We start from the raw sequence: 17,217 nt of genomic DNA, 5'->3' as shown, positions 1-17,217 counted from the left end.
ACTTGAGCAAAAACAGAAGACAACACTTACAGAGATAGTGCATTCAATAGAATATATCAAAACACCCAGTAAAAAACTCATATTCTTTACAGCATTAACAAAATTTAGATAAAGATGAAAAAAAGAAAAATGACTAGAAGTTATCAAGGGGGGATATTATGGTTCGAGCTGTACAGCAAATATTTATTGTATTTGTTTTAATATTACTTCTTGCAGCTTTGCCGAAAATCGTTTCAGTAGATTCGATCGAGGGAGGCCTAGAATGGAATTTTGGCAGCCTGCCCGAGATTTATGGTGATTTTATCACGGAAATAAGCCATGGGAGCCTTGGATCCTATCAGCTGGGCAGGCAAACCCGGCCGATAGCAGAGGATATCGGAGATAATTTTTTAACCAGTTTACAAATTGTTCTAACTGGTGTTATTTCAGCAGTATTCATTAGCCTGATATTTGGTGTATTTATAAGCAGGCTCCGGCCAACGAAGATCTTTGGCATGATTTTAAATATCCTAGCAGCAATCCCTGATTTCATTATCATCGTCATGTCGATGATTCTTGCGGTAAAAGTATATAAAGTGACGGGGATAAGAGTGATTTCACTAAGGCCAGATGGGGGCGCACTTAACACCTGGTTCCCAACTATGCTTGTGGCTATTGCCCCTACGTTATATTTGTTTAAGCTCGTATCGGTAAAGTACTATCAAACAAGCAGTGAAGATTATATTAAAACGGCTGTTGCAAAGGGTATGGGTTTTAGTTACATAAATTTCCAGCACATCTATAAAAATTTAGAGCCTTTCATTAAAGCTGAGCTTGTTAAAGTAATTTCTCTGGCGATCGGCAATTTATTTATTATTGAATACATAATGAATGTCTCTGGAATTACAAAGTTTGTTTTCCAAAGCCATGAAGTTCAGCCAATTGCAATTGGATTATTTGCCATGCTTTTAATATCTTTTATTGTCTATGTTTCAATTAGGCTATTATTCTATCTGTTTAAACGGGGTTTTATTTATGAATAGGCTGTTAAAGGTAAATTACTCATTATATATTGGGACCTTTCTGGTCACGGTATTGCTTTTTTTCTGTATTTTTGGTCCAATGCTTGCTCAGCATTCATTGACATCGACACTTGAAACGCAGTATACAAATGGAAAAGTGCTGGCGCCGCCGATGGAGCCTTTTGAATCGCACTCCTACCCTCTAGGCACCGACAAATGGGGATATGATCTAATGTCCATGATACTGAATGGGCTTCGATATACGGTCTATATAGCTGCAGCCGTCACCGCCATAAAAATGTTAGTTGGAACAATTATCGGCTTGTATTTTGGAACCTTGAAAAAAACTCCGGGATGGATGATTGCTTTCGAAAGTGCATGGAGCTATGTCCCTCTTTTTTTAATTCTATATTTTTTTCTATCGCCGATTAGCTTTAACAGTTCCATAGAAACCAGTACACTTATTGGCTATTTCATAATTATAGCGTCGGTAATCAGTATTCCTAGTATTGTTTCGTCAGTAAGACTTAAAACAGCCGAGTTATATCAATCCGTCTATATTGATGCTGGAAGGGTACTCGGGGCAAGCAAACACCGACTCATATGGAAGCACATCTTTCCGCAATTAAAGGAATCTTTTTTAGTCATGTTTATTCTGGAGATTGTCTATGTAATTGCCCTTATGGGACAGCTTGCTCTTATGAATATTTTTGTAGGCGGTACGATCATGAGATATGATCCGATCATCTATCTATCTGTCACAAAAGAACTGGCTGGCCTCGTAGGCCAGGCAAGAGGGAATATTTATGGAAGCACTCATATTCTGCTTGTACCGTTAATTGTTCTTTTATTTACGACTGCATCCTTTAGCCTGCTTGCCAATGGGTTGAAAAATCGTTTTCAATCCAACTACCAGCGAACACCGTGGATTAAGACTGGGCATGAGCCCCAGGTGCTTCCAACGAGGAAGCAATATGGTGCAAAGCGAGGTTTTTGGACACTTTCCACTCCCAAAGTCTTTCTAGGTGTGCTGGTAATTGCATTTGCTGGCGCAGGTATTTATGTGACAGCTACAAAGGACAGGGATATAGGTGTCAAAAGCGGCAGCCAGGCTGAATACACCCTTGATTTGAAAATGGATGCAAACGGGATCTTTTCAGCCGAAGCGGATATCCAATTAAAAAACAAATCGGACGAGGAATGGGAAGAACTTGTATTTTACTTTATCCCCAATGTCTTTAAAAAGGGACATCCATTCGAATCCATTGAAGGAACCTCTGAATCAGAAATCCAAGAAGTAACCTTGAACGGGCAGAAAACGGAGTATACATTACAGGACGATACTTTAACAATCCCTGTTAGTGAAGGAATGGCAGATAGGGCTAAACACAGAATAAACATAAAGTATGGCTTTACAGTGCCTGAAAAAGGCAGCCGTTTTTCAACGGTAATCCCAAACCACTATCTTGCTCAATGGTATCCCATGGCAGCGGTTTACCAAAATGGCAAGTGGAATAAAGAGCCTTATAAAGAGGGGCTGGAAACCTTCCATACAGGCTTCTCCGATTTCAAAGTTTCATACAAATTGCCTGATGGATATTCATTGGTTTCAACTGCCGAAAAGGATCCTGAAGCGGAAAAAAATGAAGGCACCGTTAAAGCAGAGAGAGTCAGGGAATTTTTCATTGCTGTCATGAAGGATATGGATATGTATGAAACGGAAGCTGAGGACGGTGTGAAAATTCGATTGTTTACGAGAAATAATCATAACAAAGATCCGGCTGCTTCCCTCGAACTCGCCCGAAAAGCACTGTCTTTTTATCAGGAGAACATAGGGGAGTATCCCCATAACCAGCTTGATATTGTTCTGGATGAGGGCCAGTTTATGGAGTATCCCGGAATCGTAACCATCAACCCTTACATAGGGGATAAACGATTTTATGATATATCCATCGTTCATGAAATTGCCCATCAATATTTTTATGGAGTGGTAGCTAATGATCCCTATCACCATGCTTGGGTTGATGAAGGTATGACCGAGTTTGCCGCATCTATGTATTATTACGCTGGTGAAAATCAGCCCGAACCGCAGGCGTTTGGAATCTCCCATTATCGAATGGAGACAATTGAGGAAGAAGGACTTGGCAGACAGTATTCCAATGTCCCTCTTGATAAGGTAAAACATACTGGCTATATATATGGCCAGCCAGCCTTGGAAATCTATAAGCTGATCCAGGAAAAGTACAGACAAAAGGGCGAAACACCTAAGGAAGTGGGTATGCAGTATCTATCCGATTATTATCAAAAGTTCCGTTATAAAGAGGTAGATACACAGGAATTTATCCGGTTTACCAAAGACTACTTCAGCGTTCCGACAGGCTATTTTAATAACTGGCTGGATACCTCAAATAAAACAAGCAGTTAAACGTTTATTTCCGGTCAGTTTGATTGTCTATAAAATTAAATTGCATAACAGAAAAACAAGCAGTCTATTACTCTGCTTGTTTTGTTTACCCAGACAATATAAAAGAACTTAATAGAAGAGGCTTCTCAGCTTCATTATGGCAGTGGTCGGGTTCAGATTTCATCAATAAGTATTGTTTTTCCCTGCTGTTTTGGCACTGTAATCTGCAGCAGTCCATTTTGGTAAACCGCTTTTACTTTTTTTTCATTTACCGGCTGTGGAAGGGGAATTGTACGGCTGGAGCGCTGAAGGCTTTGCTGTCTTCTGAAGATCTTTCTGTTCTCATCCTCTTCCGTTACCATTTCAGCAGATTTAACAGATATCGTAATATAATTGTCCAGGATATCGATTTGGATTTGCTCTTTGTTTATTCCCGGGAGCTCTGCAGTAATGATATGTTCTTTCTCTGTTTCTGCAACATCCACATGGAAGGAAGAAGCATAAGGGAAGGGGTTCTTAAAAAAATCATCCATTGTCTGTAGAAACCCTTTCACCGGCTTTTCATGAAATAGCTGATTCATGGACTTCATTAAATCGCCAAACGGCTCGTTTCTGTCCTTTTCTCTTTCTCTCTTCTTTGGATCTTCCATAACATGCATCCCCTCTCATACAGGATTATTCATCATATCGTATGCTGCCCAATGGGTGAATGTTCCTGATGGAAAAGGCAATTGAAGGATAAAAAAACCGCTTAGATGCGGTTTTTAAAAAATTTCTTCAAGTAGTTGATCAGGCTTAATGATTAAATGCCCATCCTTATCTGTTTCAATTAATTTATTTTTTTTCATCTTTGTTAGTGTTCTGCTGACAGTTTCTCTTGTGGTGCCTATCATATTGGCAAGATCCTTATTTGTAAAATCGCCCTTTAGGATGAAGGAACCTTCTTCGAGCTCCTGTCCATGCATTTTGGCAAGCCGTATCAGCAGCTTAATTATTTGCTCATAAGTAGTATTTAAAATCTGTGCCTCTAATCTTTCTTGCAGATCAACAATTTTTTCGCCAAGTACCTTAAATACTTTGATGCATAATTCAGGGTTTTCGATGAGAACTTTCTCAAACTGAGCAATTGGGACCACAACAAGCTGGGCGTTTTCAAGCACTTCGGAAAAAGCAGGATATCCGCCCTTCCGGAAAAAGCCTACATGCGGGAACATCTCGCCTTTGGTCAAAATCGCTACAATTTGCTCTTTTCCGTTAATATCACTTTTATATATCTTAACTCTGCCGCTATTAATAAAATAAACATTTTCCAAAGGATCATCCTGGAGAAAAACATGGCTTCCTTTGTTCCATCCCCTTGATATTGAAACCTCAACAACTTTATCAAGTTCTTCATCGTTAAGTTCCCGAAAAAGGGAGAATTGAGAAAGAACTTTCTTAATTTCTGCAGCTTTCATAATCCACCTCATGCTTCCCGTTCTAATAAGCTTATTGTAACAAAAAAACATGAAAAAGTTTTATACACATTTATATAAATAAAGTCTTGTCTGGCATTTTCAGAAGAGGATGAGTTTTCCTTGGCTGGCCTTATAAAAAACGGCTCGCATAGATATGCGAGCCGGCAGCAAGGAAAAGGGTTATATATATCTAATCTTCTATACGTAAAAGGATCCTTTTAAGCCAAAAAAAGAATGTTAGTTAAATAGATTTCCAGTAAAAGTTAATGGAATTTACGAGTTTCTTCTGTTAGAACGAACGTTTATTCGCTAGAATAAGGATATGAGGTGAAAAAAGATGAAAGTACGCAAAAATCTGCCTGAAATAATGCAGGAACTCATTTCTGAACACCATTACAAAGAAAATATCGTTCATTGGCATACAATTGAGGAAAAAGAAGCAAAAACAGCGGAGCTTCCTGATGACATTCATTCATCCTTAAAGGATGCGTTGTTAAAGAGAGGGATTACGAGGCTTTATACTCACCAAAAAACCTCTTACCAAACTGCGATGAAGGGGCAAAGCCTTGTAGCGGTTACACCGACTGCCTCCGGTAAAACACTGTGCTATAACCTTCCTGTGCTTCAAACGATTGTGGATAATCAAAACGCGCGGGCTCTTTATATGTTTCCGACAAAAGCACTGGCACAGGATCAAAAAAGTGAAATCAATGAAATTATTCAGGAATCGGGATTGAATATAAATAGCTATACATATGATGGAGATACCCCAGCCAACATCCGGCAAAAGGTACGGAGGGCTGGCCATGTGGTCATTACAAATCCAGATATGCTGCATTCGGCAATATTGCCCCATCATACAAAATGGGTTTCTTTGTTTGAGAATCTTAAATACGTAGTAATTGACGAACTCCATATTTACAGAGGAGTATTCGGAAGCCATGTGGCAAATGTAATTCGCCGTCTAAGGAGAATTTGCCGGTTCTATGGAAGTGATCCGATTTTTATATGTACTTCTGCGACAATTGCAAACCCGCTTGAGCTTGCAGAGAAGCTAACGGAAAAGCCGGTCAAACTGGTCGATAATAATGGGGCACCAAGCGGGAAAAAGCATTTTGTTTTTTACAATCCGCCTATTGTCAATAAACCGCTGAATATCAGGAGGAGTGCCACCCTGGAGGCGAGAAAGCTTGCAGGGGAGCTCCTGAAAAATAAAATACAGACCATTGTGTTTGCAAGAAGCCGGGTCAGGGTTGAGATTCTGCTGTCCTATCTGCAGGAACTTGTCAAACATAAGCTTGGCCCTAAAGCCATTCGAGGCTACAGGGGTGGCTATCTGCCAACCGAAAGGCGCGAAATTGAAAAAGGGCTTCGGTCAGGGGATATATATGGTGTTGTAAGTACTAATGCCCTAGAGCTTGGTGTGGATATAGGACAGCTTCAGGTATGTGTCATGACCGGATATCCGGGTACGATTGCCAGCTCCTGGCAGCAGGCTGGGCGTGCAGGAAGAAGGCATGACGAATCGCTTGTCATCATGGTTGCAAGCTCAAGCCCACTGGATCAATACGTCATCCAAAACCCTGATTACTTTTTTAATAAAAGCCCTGAGACTGCGCGAATAAACCCGGACAACCTCATTATTTTAGTGGATCATATCAAATGTGCAGCCTATGAGCTTCCATTTAATGTTGGAGAGCGTTTTGGCACTTTTGAAACGGAAGAGGTTCTGGAATACCTGGAAGAGGAAAGAGTTCTCCATCAAAATGGAGATAAATTCTACTGGATGAATGACTCTTTTCCTGCCCATAATATCAGTCTCCGTTCAGCTTCCCAGGAGAATGTGGTCATTATTGACCAGTCTGATGTAGCCAATGTAAAGGTAATAGGCGAAATGGATCGTTTTTCTGCGATGACCCTTCTTCATGAAGAAGCCATCTATCTCCATCAAGGGACACAATTTCAAGTAGAAATGCTGGACTGGGAAGAGAAAAAAGCCTTCGTCCGCGAGGTGGATGTCGACTATTTCACAGATGCGAACCTGGCAGTTGAACTGAAGGTCCTCGAACAGGATAAATCAAGGATTTCTTCCATTGGCGAGATAGGATTTGGAGATGTAAGTGTTGTGGCGATGGCAACAATTTTTAAAAAAATAAAGTTTGAAACTCACGAAAATATAGGGTCCGGTCCAATAACGCTGCCTGAAGAGGAGCTCCACACAAGCTCAACCTGGTTATCCTTAAAGGAAGAATCCTTAAAGTTTAGACAGGATCGGCTTGAGCAGGGCCTTATTGGAACAGCGCATGCGCTTAAGCATATTGTCCCTCTGTTTGTTATGTGCGACCCGCAGGACGTTCATGTGGTACCTCAAGTAAAGGCTGCCCATAATGAAAAACCGACGATCTTTTTCTATGACCGGTACCCTGGCGGCGTGGGTTTAAGCGAGAAGATATTTGGGGGAGTTGAACACATTATGCATGAAACCATGGAAATGGTCAGCAGATGTTTTTGTGAACATGGCTGCCCTTCCTGCATTGGTACGGATACTTCCTCTGAAACAGCAAAAAAAGATGTGCTTAGGATTCTTGCCTCCTTTAAAAATGCGGCAAGCAGTGAAGGTGATAACATTGTCCATTAAAAATAAGCTGAACAGGCTAAAAAGTCACCTTGGCACTCACAATAGCATTAAGCCTGCTCCTATTAAGAAAGAGGAACCCAGTATAGAAGTGCCTTATAAAGAGGATTGGGAAAAGGATGGCGTCTATCCATTTTACTTTGAAGATTCCTATTGCCTTGTAAGGGAGAAGGAATATAGTCTCGATCAAAAGCATGGCATTTATTCATTTGGCCAATTTGCTGCCGCAGTGGAGGCATGGAATTCTTCAAGTATCAGGCACCCGCTGTCTGCCGCCGGCCATGATCCGGAAAATATTTTTTTCTTTGATACAGAGACAACAGGCTTGGGTGGAGGGGCTGGGAATTCTATTTTTCTTCTCGGACAAGCCAGCCTTAAAGGAAATAAAGTAAAATTAAAGCAGCATATTCTCCCGCATCCAGGTGCCGAGATTCCTTTATATAAGAGCTTTCTCGAAAGTATTGATTATTCGACGATGGTGACCTATAACGGGAAAGCTTTCGACTGGCCCCAGGTTAAAACGAGGCATACCCTGATTAGGGAACATGTACCAAAACTGCCTCCATTCGGGCATTTTGATTTATACCATGCTGCAAGGAGAATGTGGAAGCATAAGCTTGAGAGAATAAAGCTGACGGCAGTTGAAAAAGATGTTTTGGGTATTGAACGAAAAGATGATATTCCAGGCTTTCTCGCTCCCATGATTTATTTTGACTTCGTTGAAAGGAAAAACCCTGAAGGCATGCTCGGGATTATTAAACATAACGAAATTGATATTTTATCACTGATCAGCTTATATACACATCTATCTTTTCAAATATTGCGGCTTGACGATAGGCAAACGCCCCGCGAGGTTTTTGAGGTAGGTCGATGGCTTTCTTCATTGGGAGAATCAACAGAAGCAAAAACAGCATTCAATAAAATTTCCGATGGCGAAACCCAAGAAGCCCTGGAAGCAAGATTTGCATTGGCGTTTGAGCATAAGAAACATAAAAACTGGGCTGAAGCGGCAAGATTATGGAAAAGCATAGCAGACAGAGGCAGCCTGAAATCAAAGCTGATTTCTTGCATTGAGCTGGCTAAAATCTACGAACATCGTTTGAAAGATATCGACCAGGCAATTGTATTTGCAGAAAAAGCCCTAGAGCTATACGGAAAAACCTCTGGAAAAGAAAAGGAAAAAATAAGTATAAAAGAGGAAGAACTTGAAAAGAGGCTTGAACGCCTGAACAGAAAAAGCATTTAATTGATTACAATTTTATTTGTAACAAAATTTTAATAATCCAGACAAAAAAATCCACTATTTCCTAGTTGTCTGTACCTCTTGTAAGCGGTAAAATAAGTAGCTGTGTGGTACTTTTTTAGGAATAATATATAGTGAGGCTGGTAATATGTATAAAGCAATTTTAGTTTTATTCTTCCTTGTAATTTTCACTACAGCAATCGTTTTTTCCAACTTAAAAGACAGTTTTTACAGTATGCTCTAAACAAAAACCTATAAATCTAAGCTAAATTAGGTATTTTCATTAGTACAAGAATCCCCTTTCTTACATAGGTTGTTAATGTAAATACAATTTAGAAAGGGGATCTTTACATGCATTGCAGACCAAGACCATCGCAGGTTATGCCTGCTGTTGTTCATCCGACAAAATGCTGTGTGACTCATTCGTTCCAAAACGTAGTGGTTCCGCACATTCATCCTACACATCATACACATGTAAACCACACTAATTATGAGAATCAGCATTCTTATCCTCATACCCAATCAGTTGTGAATGAGGTTACAACCTCCAATGTAAATGTGGGGCCAAGACCAGGTGTAGCAGGAGCATATAGTCCAGGAATGGGACCAGGATTTGGAGGTCCGGGACCTGGGATGGGAATGGGCCCTGGTTACGGTGGCCCAGGAACAGGAGTAGCTGGAGCTTCAACTGGCCCGGGAATGGGACCTAAGCAAGGGCCAAGTTTTTACGGAAGATAAAGAACAAGGGCTATATGCCCTTGTTCTTTATATTATGGTTCTGTATAAATCAATAACGTACAGAACTATATTTTTTATTGGAAAAATTATCAGTTTAAGCGCATACTATAAGAATAAACTTCTTTGGAGGAAAACACCCAGCACAAATAAATTATTAGCCAGAAATGTTTTAAGGAGTTTTGCATCTTGTCTAAAGTAGCAGTTGTTTCAGGGTATAAACCATTTGAGGTTGGAATATTCAAGAACGATGATCCCGCGGTCGGTTACATAAAAACTGCAATAAAGAAAAGTTTGCTTTCTTTGCTTGACGATGGGCTGGAATGGGTAATCATCAGCGGCCAGCTTGGAACAGAGCTATGGGCTGCTGAAGTTGTTTTTGACCTTCAGCTGGAAGGGTACTCGGAACTGAAGCTTGCAGTCATTACTCCTTTTTTGGAACAGGAGGCATCATGGAAGGAAACTAATAAAGAATGGTATGAATCCATACTTGTGCAGGCTGATTTTGTTGACTCCGTATCCCGGAAACCATATGAAAACCCGCAGCAGTTCAGGCTTAAAAATCATTTTCTTGTTAATAAAAGCGATGTGCTCCTTCTATTTTATGATTCGGAAAAAGAGGGCAGTCCCAAATATCTATATGAAACCGCCCAAAAATATGAAGAAGAAAATGAATATGAAATTAGACTAATCACCTTTTATGATTTACAATTGATTGTAGAGGAAGAACAATTGTCACAGCGAGATATGTTTGAATAGCGCATTGATAAATTGACAAAAGTTTATATTTTTGAAAAAATAATAATGATGATTGGCGATATACCGAGGTGAGTGTAATGCTATCCGATAAAATTAAATTAACGGCAAAAGATATTTTGGAAAAAGAGTTTAAAACAGCTATGCGCGGTTATAAACCTGAGGATGTAGATAAATTTTTAGACTTGGTTATAAAAGACTATGAAGCATTCCATCAGGAAATTGAAGATCTTCAGCAGGAAAATATGAGATTAAAGAAGCAGGTTGAAGAAGCTTCACGCCGGCCAGCCGCACAAACTGCCGGCACAACTAATTTTGACATTTTAAAAAGATTGTCCAACCTGGAAAAGCACGTTTTTGGCAGCAAGTTGTATGATTGACAGGGATTCTCAGTTTTTCCTATTTAAAACCATTGCTATTTCAACAGAGATTTCATATAATAATCTTTGTGATCATTAATAGCGTTCGGGTAATCGCTGCAATATGTTTTCATATTGTAGAGGAAAGTCCATGCTCGCACAGGCTGAGATGCTTGTAGTGTTCGTGCCTAGCGAATTCATAAGCTAGGGCAGTCGGGCGTATGCTCGGCTGACGGCAGGGAAAATGCCTAAGTCCTTCGGGATATGGCATGAATACCTTGAAAGTGCCACAGTGACGTAGCCTTTTCAGAAATGAAAAGGGTGGAACGAGGTAAACCCCGCGAGCGAGAAACCCAAATGATGGTAGGGGCACTTTCCCTGAGGAAATGAACAACGGGAAGGACAGGCAAACGCCTGTAGATAGATGATTACCACCTGAGTACGAGACATTAGTCGCTTGCAGTACTATGGTACAAAACATGGCTTACAGAACGTTATTAGTGAGACAGTATGAGTGTTATATATTCAAGCTCTCCTTTTTAAGGAGAGCTTTTTTATTTAACCAGCTGAATGATAGTAAGGTATACAGACAGCTTATTGTGTAGCGTTAGCAAATAATTGCTTTACCCCGTTTTTGTCCAACCAAGGGGGGAATGCACGAATCCCACCGCTGATTACGTTGATAAAAGGAAATAAATGTGCCGTTAAACGATAATTGCGTCGTCGCAGGCTGATTATACGATCAAGCAATGGGGAAATGCGTCAATTCCATCGCCGAATGCACAATCCAAGTAAAAATTATGTTGTTGAAATTATTTGCTCCGTTCCAGCAAACAAATGCTTACCATACTAATCTATATGGTCCACGGTCAGCACCAGGTGCCTCCATTGCGGTCACGCGAATAAACATATATACTTTATATGATAATCACATATACTAATTCCTTAATAGTGTACATATCAGAAGAACAATTTTTAAAGTAAGGGTGAAATTATGTCTAAATATGATTTGATCGCAACGACCGCAATGGGTCTTGAAGCTTTGGCAGCGAAAGAAGTGCGAGATCTAGGATATGAGTGCGAAGTTGAAAACGGGAGGATTACTTTCAAGGGAGATGAAACGGCTATTGTCCGTTCTAACTTATGGTTAAGAACAGCAGACAGAGTCCGGATAAAAGTAGGCGAATTCAAAGCAACAAGCTTTGATGAGCTTTTTGAAAAAACAAAATCTCTGCCTTGGGAAAATTACATGCCGGAAAACGCCGAGTTTCCCGTTTCGGGCAAATCTGTAAAATCGAAACTTTTTTCTGTTTCTGATTGCCAGGCCATTGTTAAGAAAGCAATTGTGGAACGGATAAGAACGAAATATAAAAAAACAGGCTGGCTTGAAGAGAATGGGCCTCTATTTAAAATAGAAGTGGCACTTCATAAAGATGTGGCATTATTGACGATTGATGCCAGCGGAAGCGGTCTGCATAAACGGGGATACCGTGCTGGCCAGGGGGAAGCACCGCTGAAGGAAACTCTTGCAGCCGCTTTGGTGATGCTGACAAATTGGACTCCGGACAAGCCGTTCGTGGATCCTTTCTGCGGATCCGGCACGATTCCAATTGAAGCTGCATTGATCGGCCAAAATATTGCACCTGGTTTTAATCGTGAATTTATATCAGAAGCATGGCACTGGATTCCTGAAAAAGTCTGGGAGGATGCCAGATACGAAGCTGAGGATTTGGCAAATTATGATCAGCCTCTGGATATCGCCGGAGCCGATATTGATCACAGAATGGTGAAAATAGCCGAAGAGAACGCTTTTGAAGCCGGCTTGGGAGAACTCATTAATTTTAAACAAATGCAGGTAAGAGATTTCACGACCACTAAGGAATATGGAGTGATTGTCGGAAATCCGCCCTATGGCGAAAGACTTGGAGAGAAGGCGGCTGTGCAGAGAATGTATGCCGAAATGGGCAAAGCCTTTGCCCCTCTTGATACATGGTCGATCTATATCATGACCTCTGATGAAGAATTTGAGACTCATTTTGGAAAACCTGCAACGAAGAAACGCAAGCTCTTTAACGGTTTTATCCGGACCGATTATTATCAGTATTGGGGCAAAAGGCCGCCAAGAAACAAATAAGCTTTTCCTTTTAGAAGCCAAAAAGCATAAAACCTCCTGTTTTTGAATAGACTATACTTATCTAATTCTGTCAGGAGGGATGGCAATGAAGCATTCAAATATTGATTTTCATAAAATTTCACAGGCGCTGAACGGAACAATGGAAGCAATTCAAGGAGAAGGTGATTCTTCGGCTGAGGCTCTGGAGAGTCTTAGAAATGCGCAGGACGAACTGCAGCAGGCATTGTCATTTTCTATGTCTCGCATTAACTAAAGAATAAAACATGAAGAACGGCAGGGGCTGGCTGTAAAAGCACCCCTGCTTTTTTTTGAATTTCCGACGGGAAACTACCCACTATCTTGGAATGGTATTATTCTTGACAGTTGCCATATTTGCGATAAAATTGTATGATGTTCATTTGTTTATAAACAGCAAAAAATTGAAATAATGATATAACCGCAATAACGGCGTCAGCAATATTAGACGCTTTAACTTTTTATTTACGGAGGGGTATCATGTCTAACCGAATGCCTTTTGCCGTGTCCAAGAGCGAATCTTTTTACGAGAAGTTAAGCGAGTGGATCGGGGATGTTTTTTACGATATATTGCCTGAAGCAGGTTTTGAAATACGGGATGAGCAAATATTTATGGCTTTTCAGCTTGAAAAAGCTTTTAAAGACAAGAAGGTTATTTTTGCAGAAGCAGGTGTGGGAACTGGGAAGACGATTGTTTATTTACTATATGCAATCAGCTATGCAAGGTACATAAATAAGCCGGCCATTATCGCATGCGCGGATGAAACATTGATCGAGCAGCTTGTTAAAAAGGAAGGCGATATTGCGAAGCTTGAAAAAGCATTGGGGTTGAATATCGATGTAAGGCTGGCTAAATCGCGCGATCAATACTTATGCTTAAATAAGCTGGACAAGCTTGTGGCAAACGATGTTCATGATCATTATAACCGCATTTTTGATGAGCTTCCTGACTTTGTCCAAACTGGTTCCTCTATGCAAAAATTTGAGAGGTATGGTGATCGTAAGGATTATCCAGACTTGCCAGATGAGCATTGGGCAAATGTTGCATGGGACTCAATACAGGATTGTTTTACTTGTGAAAAACGCCACCGCTGCGGCCAAACCTTGCATCGGGAATATTACCGGAGTGCGAATGACTTGATTATTTGTTCACATGATTTTTACATGGAACACATTTGGACAAAGGAATCTAGAAAAAGGGAAGGACAGCTGCCGCTGCTTCCGGAAAGTTCTTGTGTTGTTTTCGATGAGGGGCATTTACTGGAATATGCCTCCCAGAAGGCACTAACCTATCGCTTCACTGAGCAAATACTTGAATCTCTGTTAACAAGGCTGATGGCGAATGATGTACGGGAAAAAACCTTGAATATCATTGAAGATGCTATTTACCAAAATGAGCATTTCTTCTTAACGCTTGCAATGTCTGTTTCCGCAGAAACAGGCTCAGACAAGAAAGCTATTGAAAAAACGGCTGATGTCATGCGAGAAGGAAGAAAGCTGCAGGATTTAATAAGCAGCCTTGAAGAGGAACTGGTTTTTGAAAGTGAAATGTATGTCATTAACGACTATGATTTAAAAATCGTCGAAGAATACCTTGAGCAAATCTCATACTCACTGTCCCTGTTCCTTAAAGATTTAAAGGGAATTACTTGGTTTGAAGACCATAATGGTGAAAGAACCCTGGTGATAATGCCTAGAATGGTCGAGGATATTATGAGGGAGGAAGTTTTTTCACAGAACAAGCCTTTTGTTTTCTCATCGGCAACATTGTCTGAAAATAAATCGTTTGATTATATGGCCAAAAGTCTTGGTGTGAATGAATATTTATCCTTCACAGTAGAATCTCCTTTTGACTATGAAGAAAACATGTCCATTAGCATGCCGGAATTTGCAGAGGATGAAGCAGCTGAAAAAATGGAATATACGATTGGGCAAATCAGGAAATCTGAAGGACGAGCTTTGGTGCTGTTCACAAATCGTTCAGATTTGGCAGAATTTAAAGCTTATGCTGCCGGTAAAATGGATGTCCCGTTCTTTTTCGAAGGAGATGCGGAAATCAGCACACTGGTGTCAAACTTCCAAAATGACGAGCAATCTGTTCTATGCTCCGTTAACTTATGGGAAGGTCTCGACATACCGGGAAGATCTCTGGAAAACGTGATTATTTTTGGTCTGCCGTTCCCTCCGCATGATCCGGTATTTACTGCAAAGAGAGAAGGGGCAGCCGATCCATTCAGGGAGGTTGATCTGCCATATATGATCTTAAGATTAAGACAGGGAATTGGAAGGTTAATCAGAACCCATGAAGATAAAGGTACTGTTCATATTTTAGTAAATGAAAATGAAAACCCCGAAGTGCTTGAGATGATTAAAAAGGTTTTGCCGACGAAAGCTTCCTTAAGCAAACAGATATAAAATAAAAGAAGTGCCCAAGAATTTTGGGCGCTTTTTTTCATTTTATCCCCTTAAGAGTCTATTTCCTTCAGGCGTCATATTTTCAGGTGTCCATGCAGGCTCCCAGACCAGATTAACATCAACAGAAGAAAATTCCTCCAGCTCTTCGATGCAGTATTTTACGCCGCTGACTATACTGTCATGTAGCGGACAGCCAGGTGTTGTAAGGGTCATCGTTATTAAAGCTTTGCCATCTTCAGGGAAGTCCACTTCATAAATGAGCCCCAAATCAACTACATTTATATTAAGCTCCGGATCCATTACTCTTTTTAAGTTAGTTAGCACTAAATCTTTTAAGTTCATGGAAATCTCCTCCTATTTTTTAATAACTGTTATAATCAAAAAACTGAAACTAAGGCATGCACCCAACACCATCATCTGGCTAGTTAAGAATAAGACGTTGTTTTCAAATATGATGGAAGCCGTCACACCCAAGACACCCAGGATAAGGATAGAGAGAACAGGGATCGAGGCTTTGTCATCCATCATATCTTTAAGTGAAGGTACACTCCGTTTGCCGATTTCCTTGCTGTATTTCCATGTCCACCATAGAAAAGGAACAATTTTAAATAGATAGCCGAAGATGCTTAAAGCCACCCAAAGCATCAGGTATGCAAAAATTAAGAATCCTGCAGTGTTTTCAAAATTGCCAAAAAGCGAGTTTGCGAAGGCTGCATAATGGATCATTAATCCGGCAGGAATTGCAAGCAGAGCAAAACGGAAGGAATAATCAAGTTTCTTCTTTATTCTTTTCTTTAAGATTTGCTGCAAATGCCAGGCAAAGCAAGTGAACCCGCCCGCAAGAACGAGCAATCCTGCAGTGAAAAGCAAATTCTGTTCTGCAAATAATGCGATAAATGACAGCGCTAATCCCGCTCCATAAAAGGCAAAAACATATTTCGCCGGCTTCATGCTATAACCATGAGACAAGGAAAACATCGGCACCATTTTATAGGAAAAACCAAAGATTAATAGTGTAAACCAGCCTGCTGTCCCAAGAAGCAAATGGCTTTTAAAGATAGCTTGGTAGTGATCAGAAGCATAGCCGGTCTTCATGCTGATTACCATCGTAATGCCCAGTAAGATTGTTGTGAACAAGGTGGCCAGGGCGGTTCCCACAAAGAGAGTCAGTACATTGGGCTTTGCTTGTTTTTTTAATGTCATCAGCATTTGCAGCAGGAACATCATAATCCCTGTTAATGTAATAAGGCCAGGCAGCAGGGCATCCTGCGGGCTGTAAAAGAGGACATGGGCAAAATACAGGATGCCAAAAGCTGTTATTCCAAATTGGATGAACCCGAATTTTTCATTCCATATTGGTGTTAGAAAGGCCACCGGAACAAGCTGATACATGGCTCCCATTGCCGCCATTAACGCCCATCCCAATACAAATAGGTGGGCAGCCGACCAGATTCCCGGTACTCGGAATTGGCCTTTAATAATGAAGTCTCCCTGAAAAAGTATAAAGAAAAGGGATCCGATTAAACTAAACATGCTGAATAATATAAATGAAAAAGGGAGTTTAATATTCGTTTCACTTTTTGTATTTGTAAGCAATGGGATCACCTGCTTATTTCTTAATTTCTATTAAAAAACTTCCATCATTTTGTTCAGTGGTTTCATGCTCGTAACCCAATTCATCCAGCTGTTCATAAAGAAACATTGGGCGCCTGTCATTGATAATTAATAAGGTTTTATCGCCGGAAAGGCTTTCAAGGGCTGCAAGAGTCCTCATCATTGGCTGGGGTGGCTCAAGTCCCCGGTTATCCAGTTTCATAATGATTCACTCCTCTTGGTAAAAGTTATTTTCCAATGCTTTTTTTCAATCTCTTCAGCTTTGTGTTCAAAACCCTTTGCTTTTAACACTCCAAAAAGAGGCACAGGCTTAAAGGGGGTATGCAGAATAAAGACATCATTCGAATCAAGCTCTGTTATGGCAGTCATTATTTTCTGGAACGGTTCCAGTTTATTTTTTAAATCCTCTCTTACATCAAGCTCAACTATTTTATTCTCCATTGTTAATC

At 40.4% G+C, this 17,217-nt stretch carries 16 protein-coding genes and 1 other RNA gene; 11 read left to right on the top strand and 6 right to left on the bottom strand.

The window, feature by feature from the left end; translation table 11 throughout:
* Positions 1-158 precede the first annotated feature (158 nt).
* Positions 159-1,022 carry an ABC transporter permease subunit gene (locus DFO73_RS07645; RefSeq protein WP_110064187.1) on the top strand — a complete coding sequence of 288 codons (864 nt, stop codon included), beginning with the start codon at positions 159-161 and terminating at the stop codon, positions 1,020-1,022.
* A complete protein-coding gene (locus DFO73_RS07640) occupies positions 1,015-3,426 on the top strand; it encodes an ABC transporter permease subunit (protein ID WP_110064186.1) in 2,412 nt (803 codons plus the stop codon). The genes DFO73_RS07645 and DFO73_RS07640 overlap by 8 nt, the downstream gene beginning before the upstream one ends.
* 152 nt (positions 3,427-3,578) lie before the next feature.
* Here the strand turns inward: DFO73_RS07640 and DFO73_RS07635 are convergent, their stop codons facing one another.
* Positions 3,579-4,055 carry an Hsp20 family protein gene (locus tag DFO73_RS07635; protein ID WP_110064185.1) on the bottom strand — a complete coding sequence of 159 codons (477 nt, stop codon included), beginning with the start codon at positions 4,053-4,055 and terminating at the stop codon, positions 3,579-3,581.
* 114 nt (positions 4,056-4,169) lie between these two features.
* Positions 4,170-4,862, bottom strand: coding sequence for a Crp/Fnr family transcriptional regulator (locus DFO73_RS07630; RefSeq protein ID WP_110064184.1), 693 nt, complete (start codon positions 4,860-4,862; stop codon positions 4,170-4,172).
* 337 nt (positions 4,863-5,199) lie between these two features.
* On the opposite strand from DFO73_RS07630, the gene DFO73_RS07625 reads away from it, so the two are divergent.
* From DFO73_RS07625 to DFO73_RS07590, 9 genes are all read left to right on the top strand, one after another.
* Positions 5,200-7,500: a DEAD/DEAH box helicase gene (locus DFO73_RS07625; protein WP_110064183.1), complete on the top strand. Its 2,301-nt coding sequence runs from the start codon at positions 5,200-5,202 to the stop codon at positions 7,498-7,500.
* Positions 7,490-8,743: a ribonuclease H-like domain-containing protein gene (locus DFO73_RS07620; protein WP_110064182.1), complete on the top strand. Its 1,254-nt coding sequence runs from the start codon at positions 7,490-7,492 to the stop codon at positions 8,741-8,743. The genes DFO73_RS07625 and DFO73_RS07620 overlap by 11 nt, the downstream gene beginning before the upstream one ends.
* Before the next feature lie 348 nt (positions 8,744-9,091).
* Positions 9,092-9,478 (top strand): CotD family spore coat protein, encoded by a 387-nt coding sequence (locus DFO73_RS07615; protein WP_110064181.1) that lies wholly within the window; start codon positions 9,092-9,094, stop codon positions 9,476-9,478.
* Between the two features lie 186 nt (positions 9,479-9,664).
* A complete protein-coding gene (locus DFO73_RS07610; protein ID WP_110064180.1) occupies positions 9,665-10,234 on the top strand; it encodes a DUF1273 domain-containing protein in 570 nt (189 codons plus the stop codon).
* A gap of 77 nt (positions 10,235-10,311) precedes the next feature.
* Positions 10,312-10,611, top strand: a complete 300-nt coding sequence (gene gpsB, locus DFO73_RS07605) for a cell division regulator GpsB (RefSeq protein WP_110064179.1) — start codon at positions 10,312-10,314, stop codon at positions 10,609-10,611.
* Between the two features lie 81 nt (positions 10,612-10,692).
* Positions 10,693-11,082: RNase P RNA component class B (gene rnpB, locus DFO73_RS07600), an RNA gene on the top strand.
* Between the two features lie 502 nt (positions 11,083-11,584).
* On the top strand, positions 11,585-12,724 hold the full coding sequence (locus tag DFO73_RS07595) for a THUMP domain-containing class I SAM-dependent RNA methyltransferase (RefSeq protein WP_110064178.1): 1,140 nt from the start codon (positions 11,585-11,587) through the stop codon (positions 12,722-12,724).
* A gap of 85 nt (positions 12,725-12,809) precedes the next feature.
* Positions 12,810-12,977: a hypothetical protein gene (locus tag DFO73_RS28530; RefSeq protein ID WP_181395954.1), complete on the top strand. Its 168-nt coding sequence runs from the start codon at positions 12,810-12,812 to the stop codon at positions 12,975-12,977.
* A gap of 242 nt (positions 12,978-13,219) precedes the next feature.
* Positions 13,220-15,154 (top strand): ATP-dependent DNA helicase, encoded by a 1,935-nt coding sequence (locus DFO73_RS07590; RefSeq protein ID WP_110064177.1) that lies wholly within the window; start codon positions 13,220-13,222, stop codon positions 15,152-15,154.
* Positions 15,155-15,196: 42 nt separating this feature from the next.
* On the opposite strand, the gene DFO73_RS07585 is transcribed toward DFO73_RS07590, so the two are convergent.
* From DFO73_RS07585 to DFO73_RS07570, 4 genes are read right to left on the bottom strand one after another with little or no spacing between them, the layout of a single operon-like run.
* On the bottom strand, positions 15,197-15,496 hold the full coding sequence (locus DFO73_RS07585; protein WP_110064176.1) for a metal-sulfur cluster assembly factor: 300 nt from the start codon (positions 15,494-15,496) through the stop codon (positions 15,197-15,199).
* 12 nt (positions 15,497-15,508) lie between these two features.
* Complete coding sequence (locus DFO73_RS07580) at positions 15,509-16,759, bottom strand: hypothetical protein (protein WP_258309310.1); 1,251 nt, start codon at positions 16,757-16,759, stop codon at positions 15,509-15,511.
* A gap of 4 nt (positions 16,760-16,763) precedes the next feature.
* A complete protein-coding gene (locus tag DFO73_RS07575; protein WP_110064174.1) occupies positions 16,764-16,970 on the bottom strand; it encodes a DUF2249 domain-containing protein in 207 nt (68 codons plus the stop codon).
* A complete protein-coding gene (locus DFO73_RS07570) occupies positions 16,967-17,209 on the bottom strand; it encodes a DUF2249 domain-containing protein (RefSeq protein WP_110064173.1) in 243 nt (80 codons plus the stop codon). Before DFO73_RS07570 ends, DFO73_RS07575 begins: the two co-directional genes overlap by 4 nt.
* Between the last annotated feature and the right edge of the window lie 8 nt (positions 17,210-17,217).

Origin of the sequence: Cytobacillus oceanisediminis, assembly GCF_003182355.1 — a bacterium.
Lineage (GTDB): Bacteria > Bacillota > Bacilli > Bacillales > Cytobacillaceae > Cytobacillus > Cytobacillus oceanisediminis_A.
The sequence above is the reverse complement of the archived record's forward strand: the minus strand, read 5'-3'. Positions and strand labels throughout refer to the sequence as shown.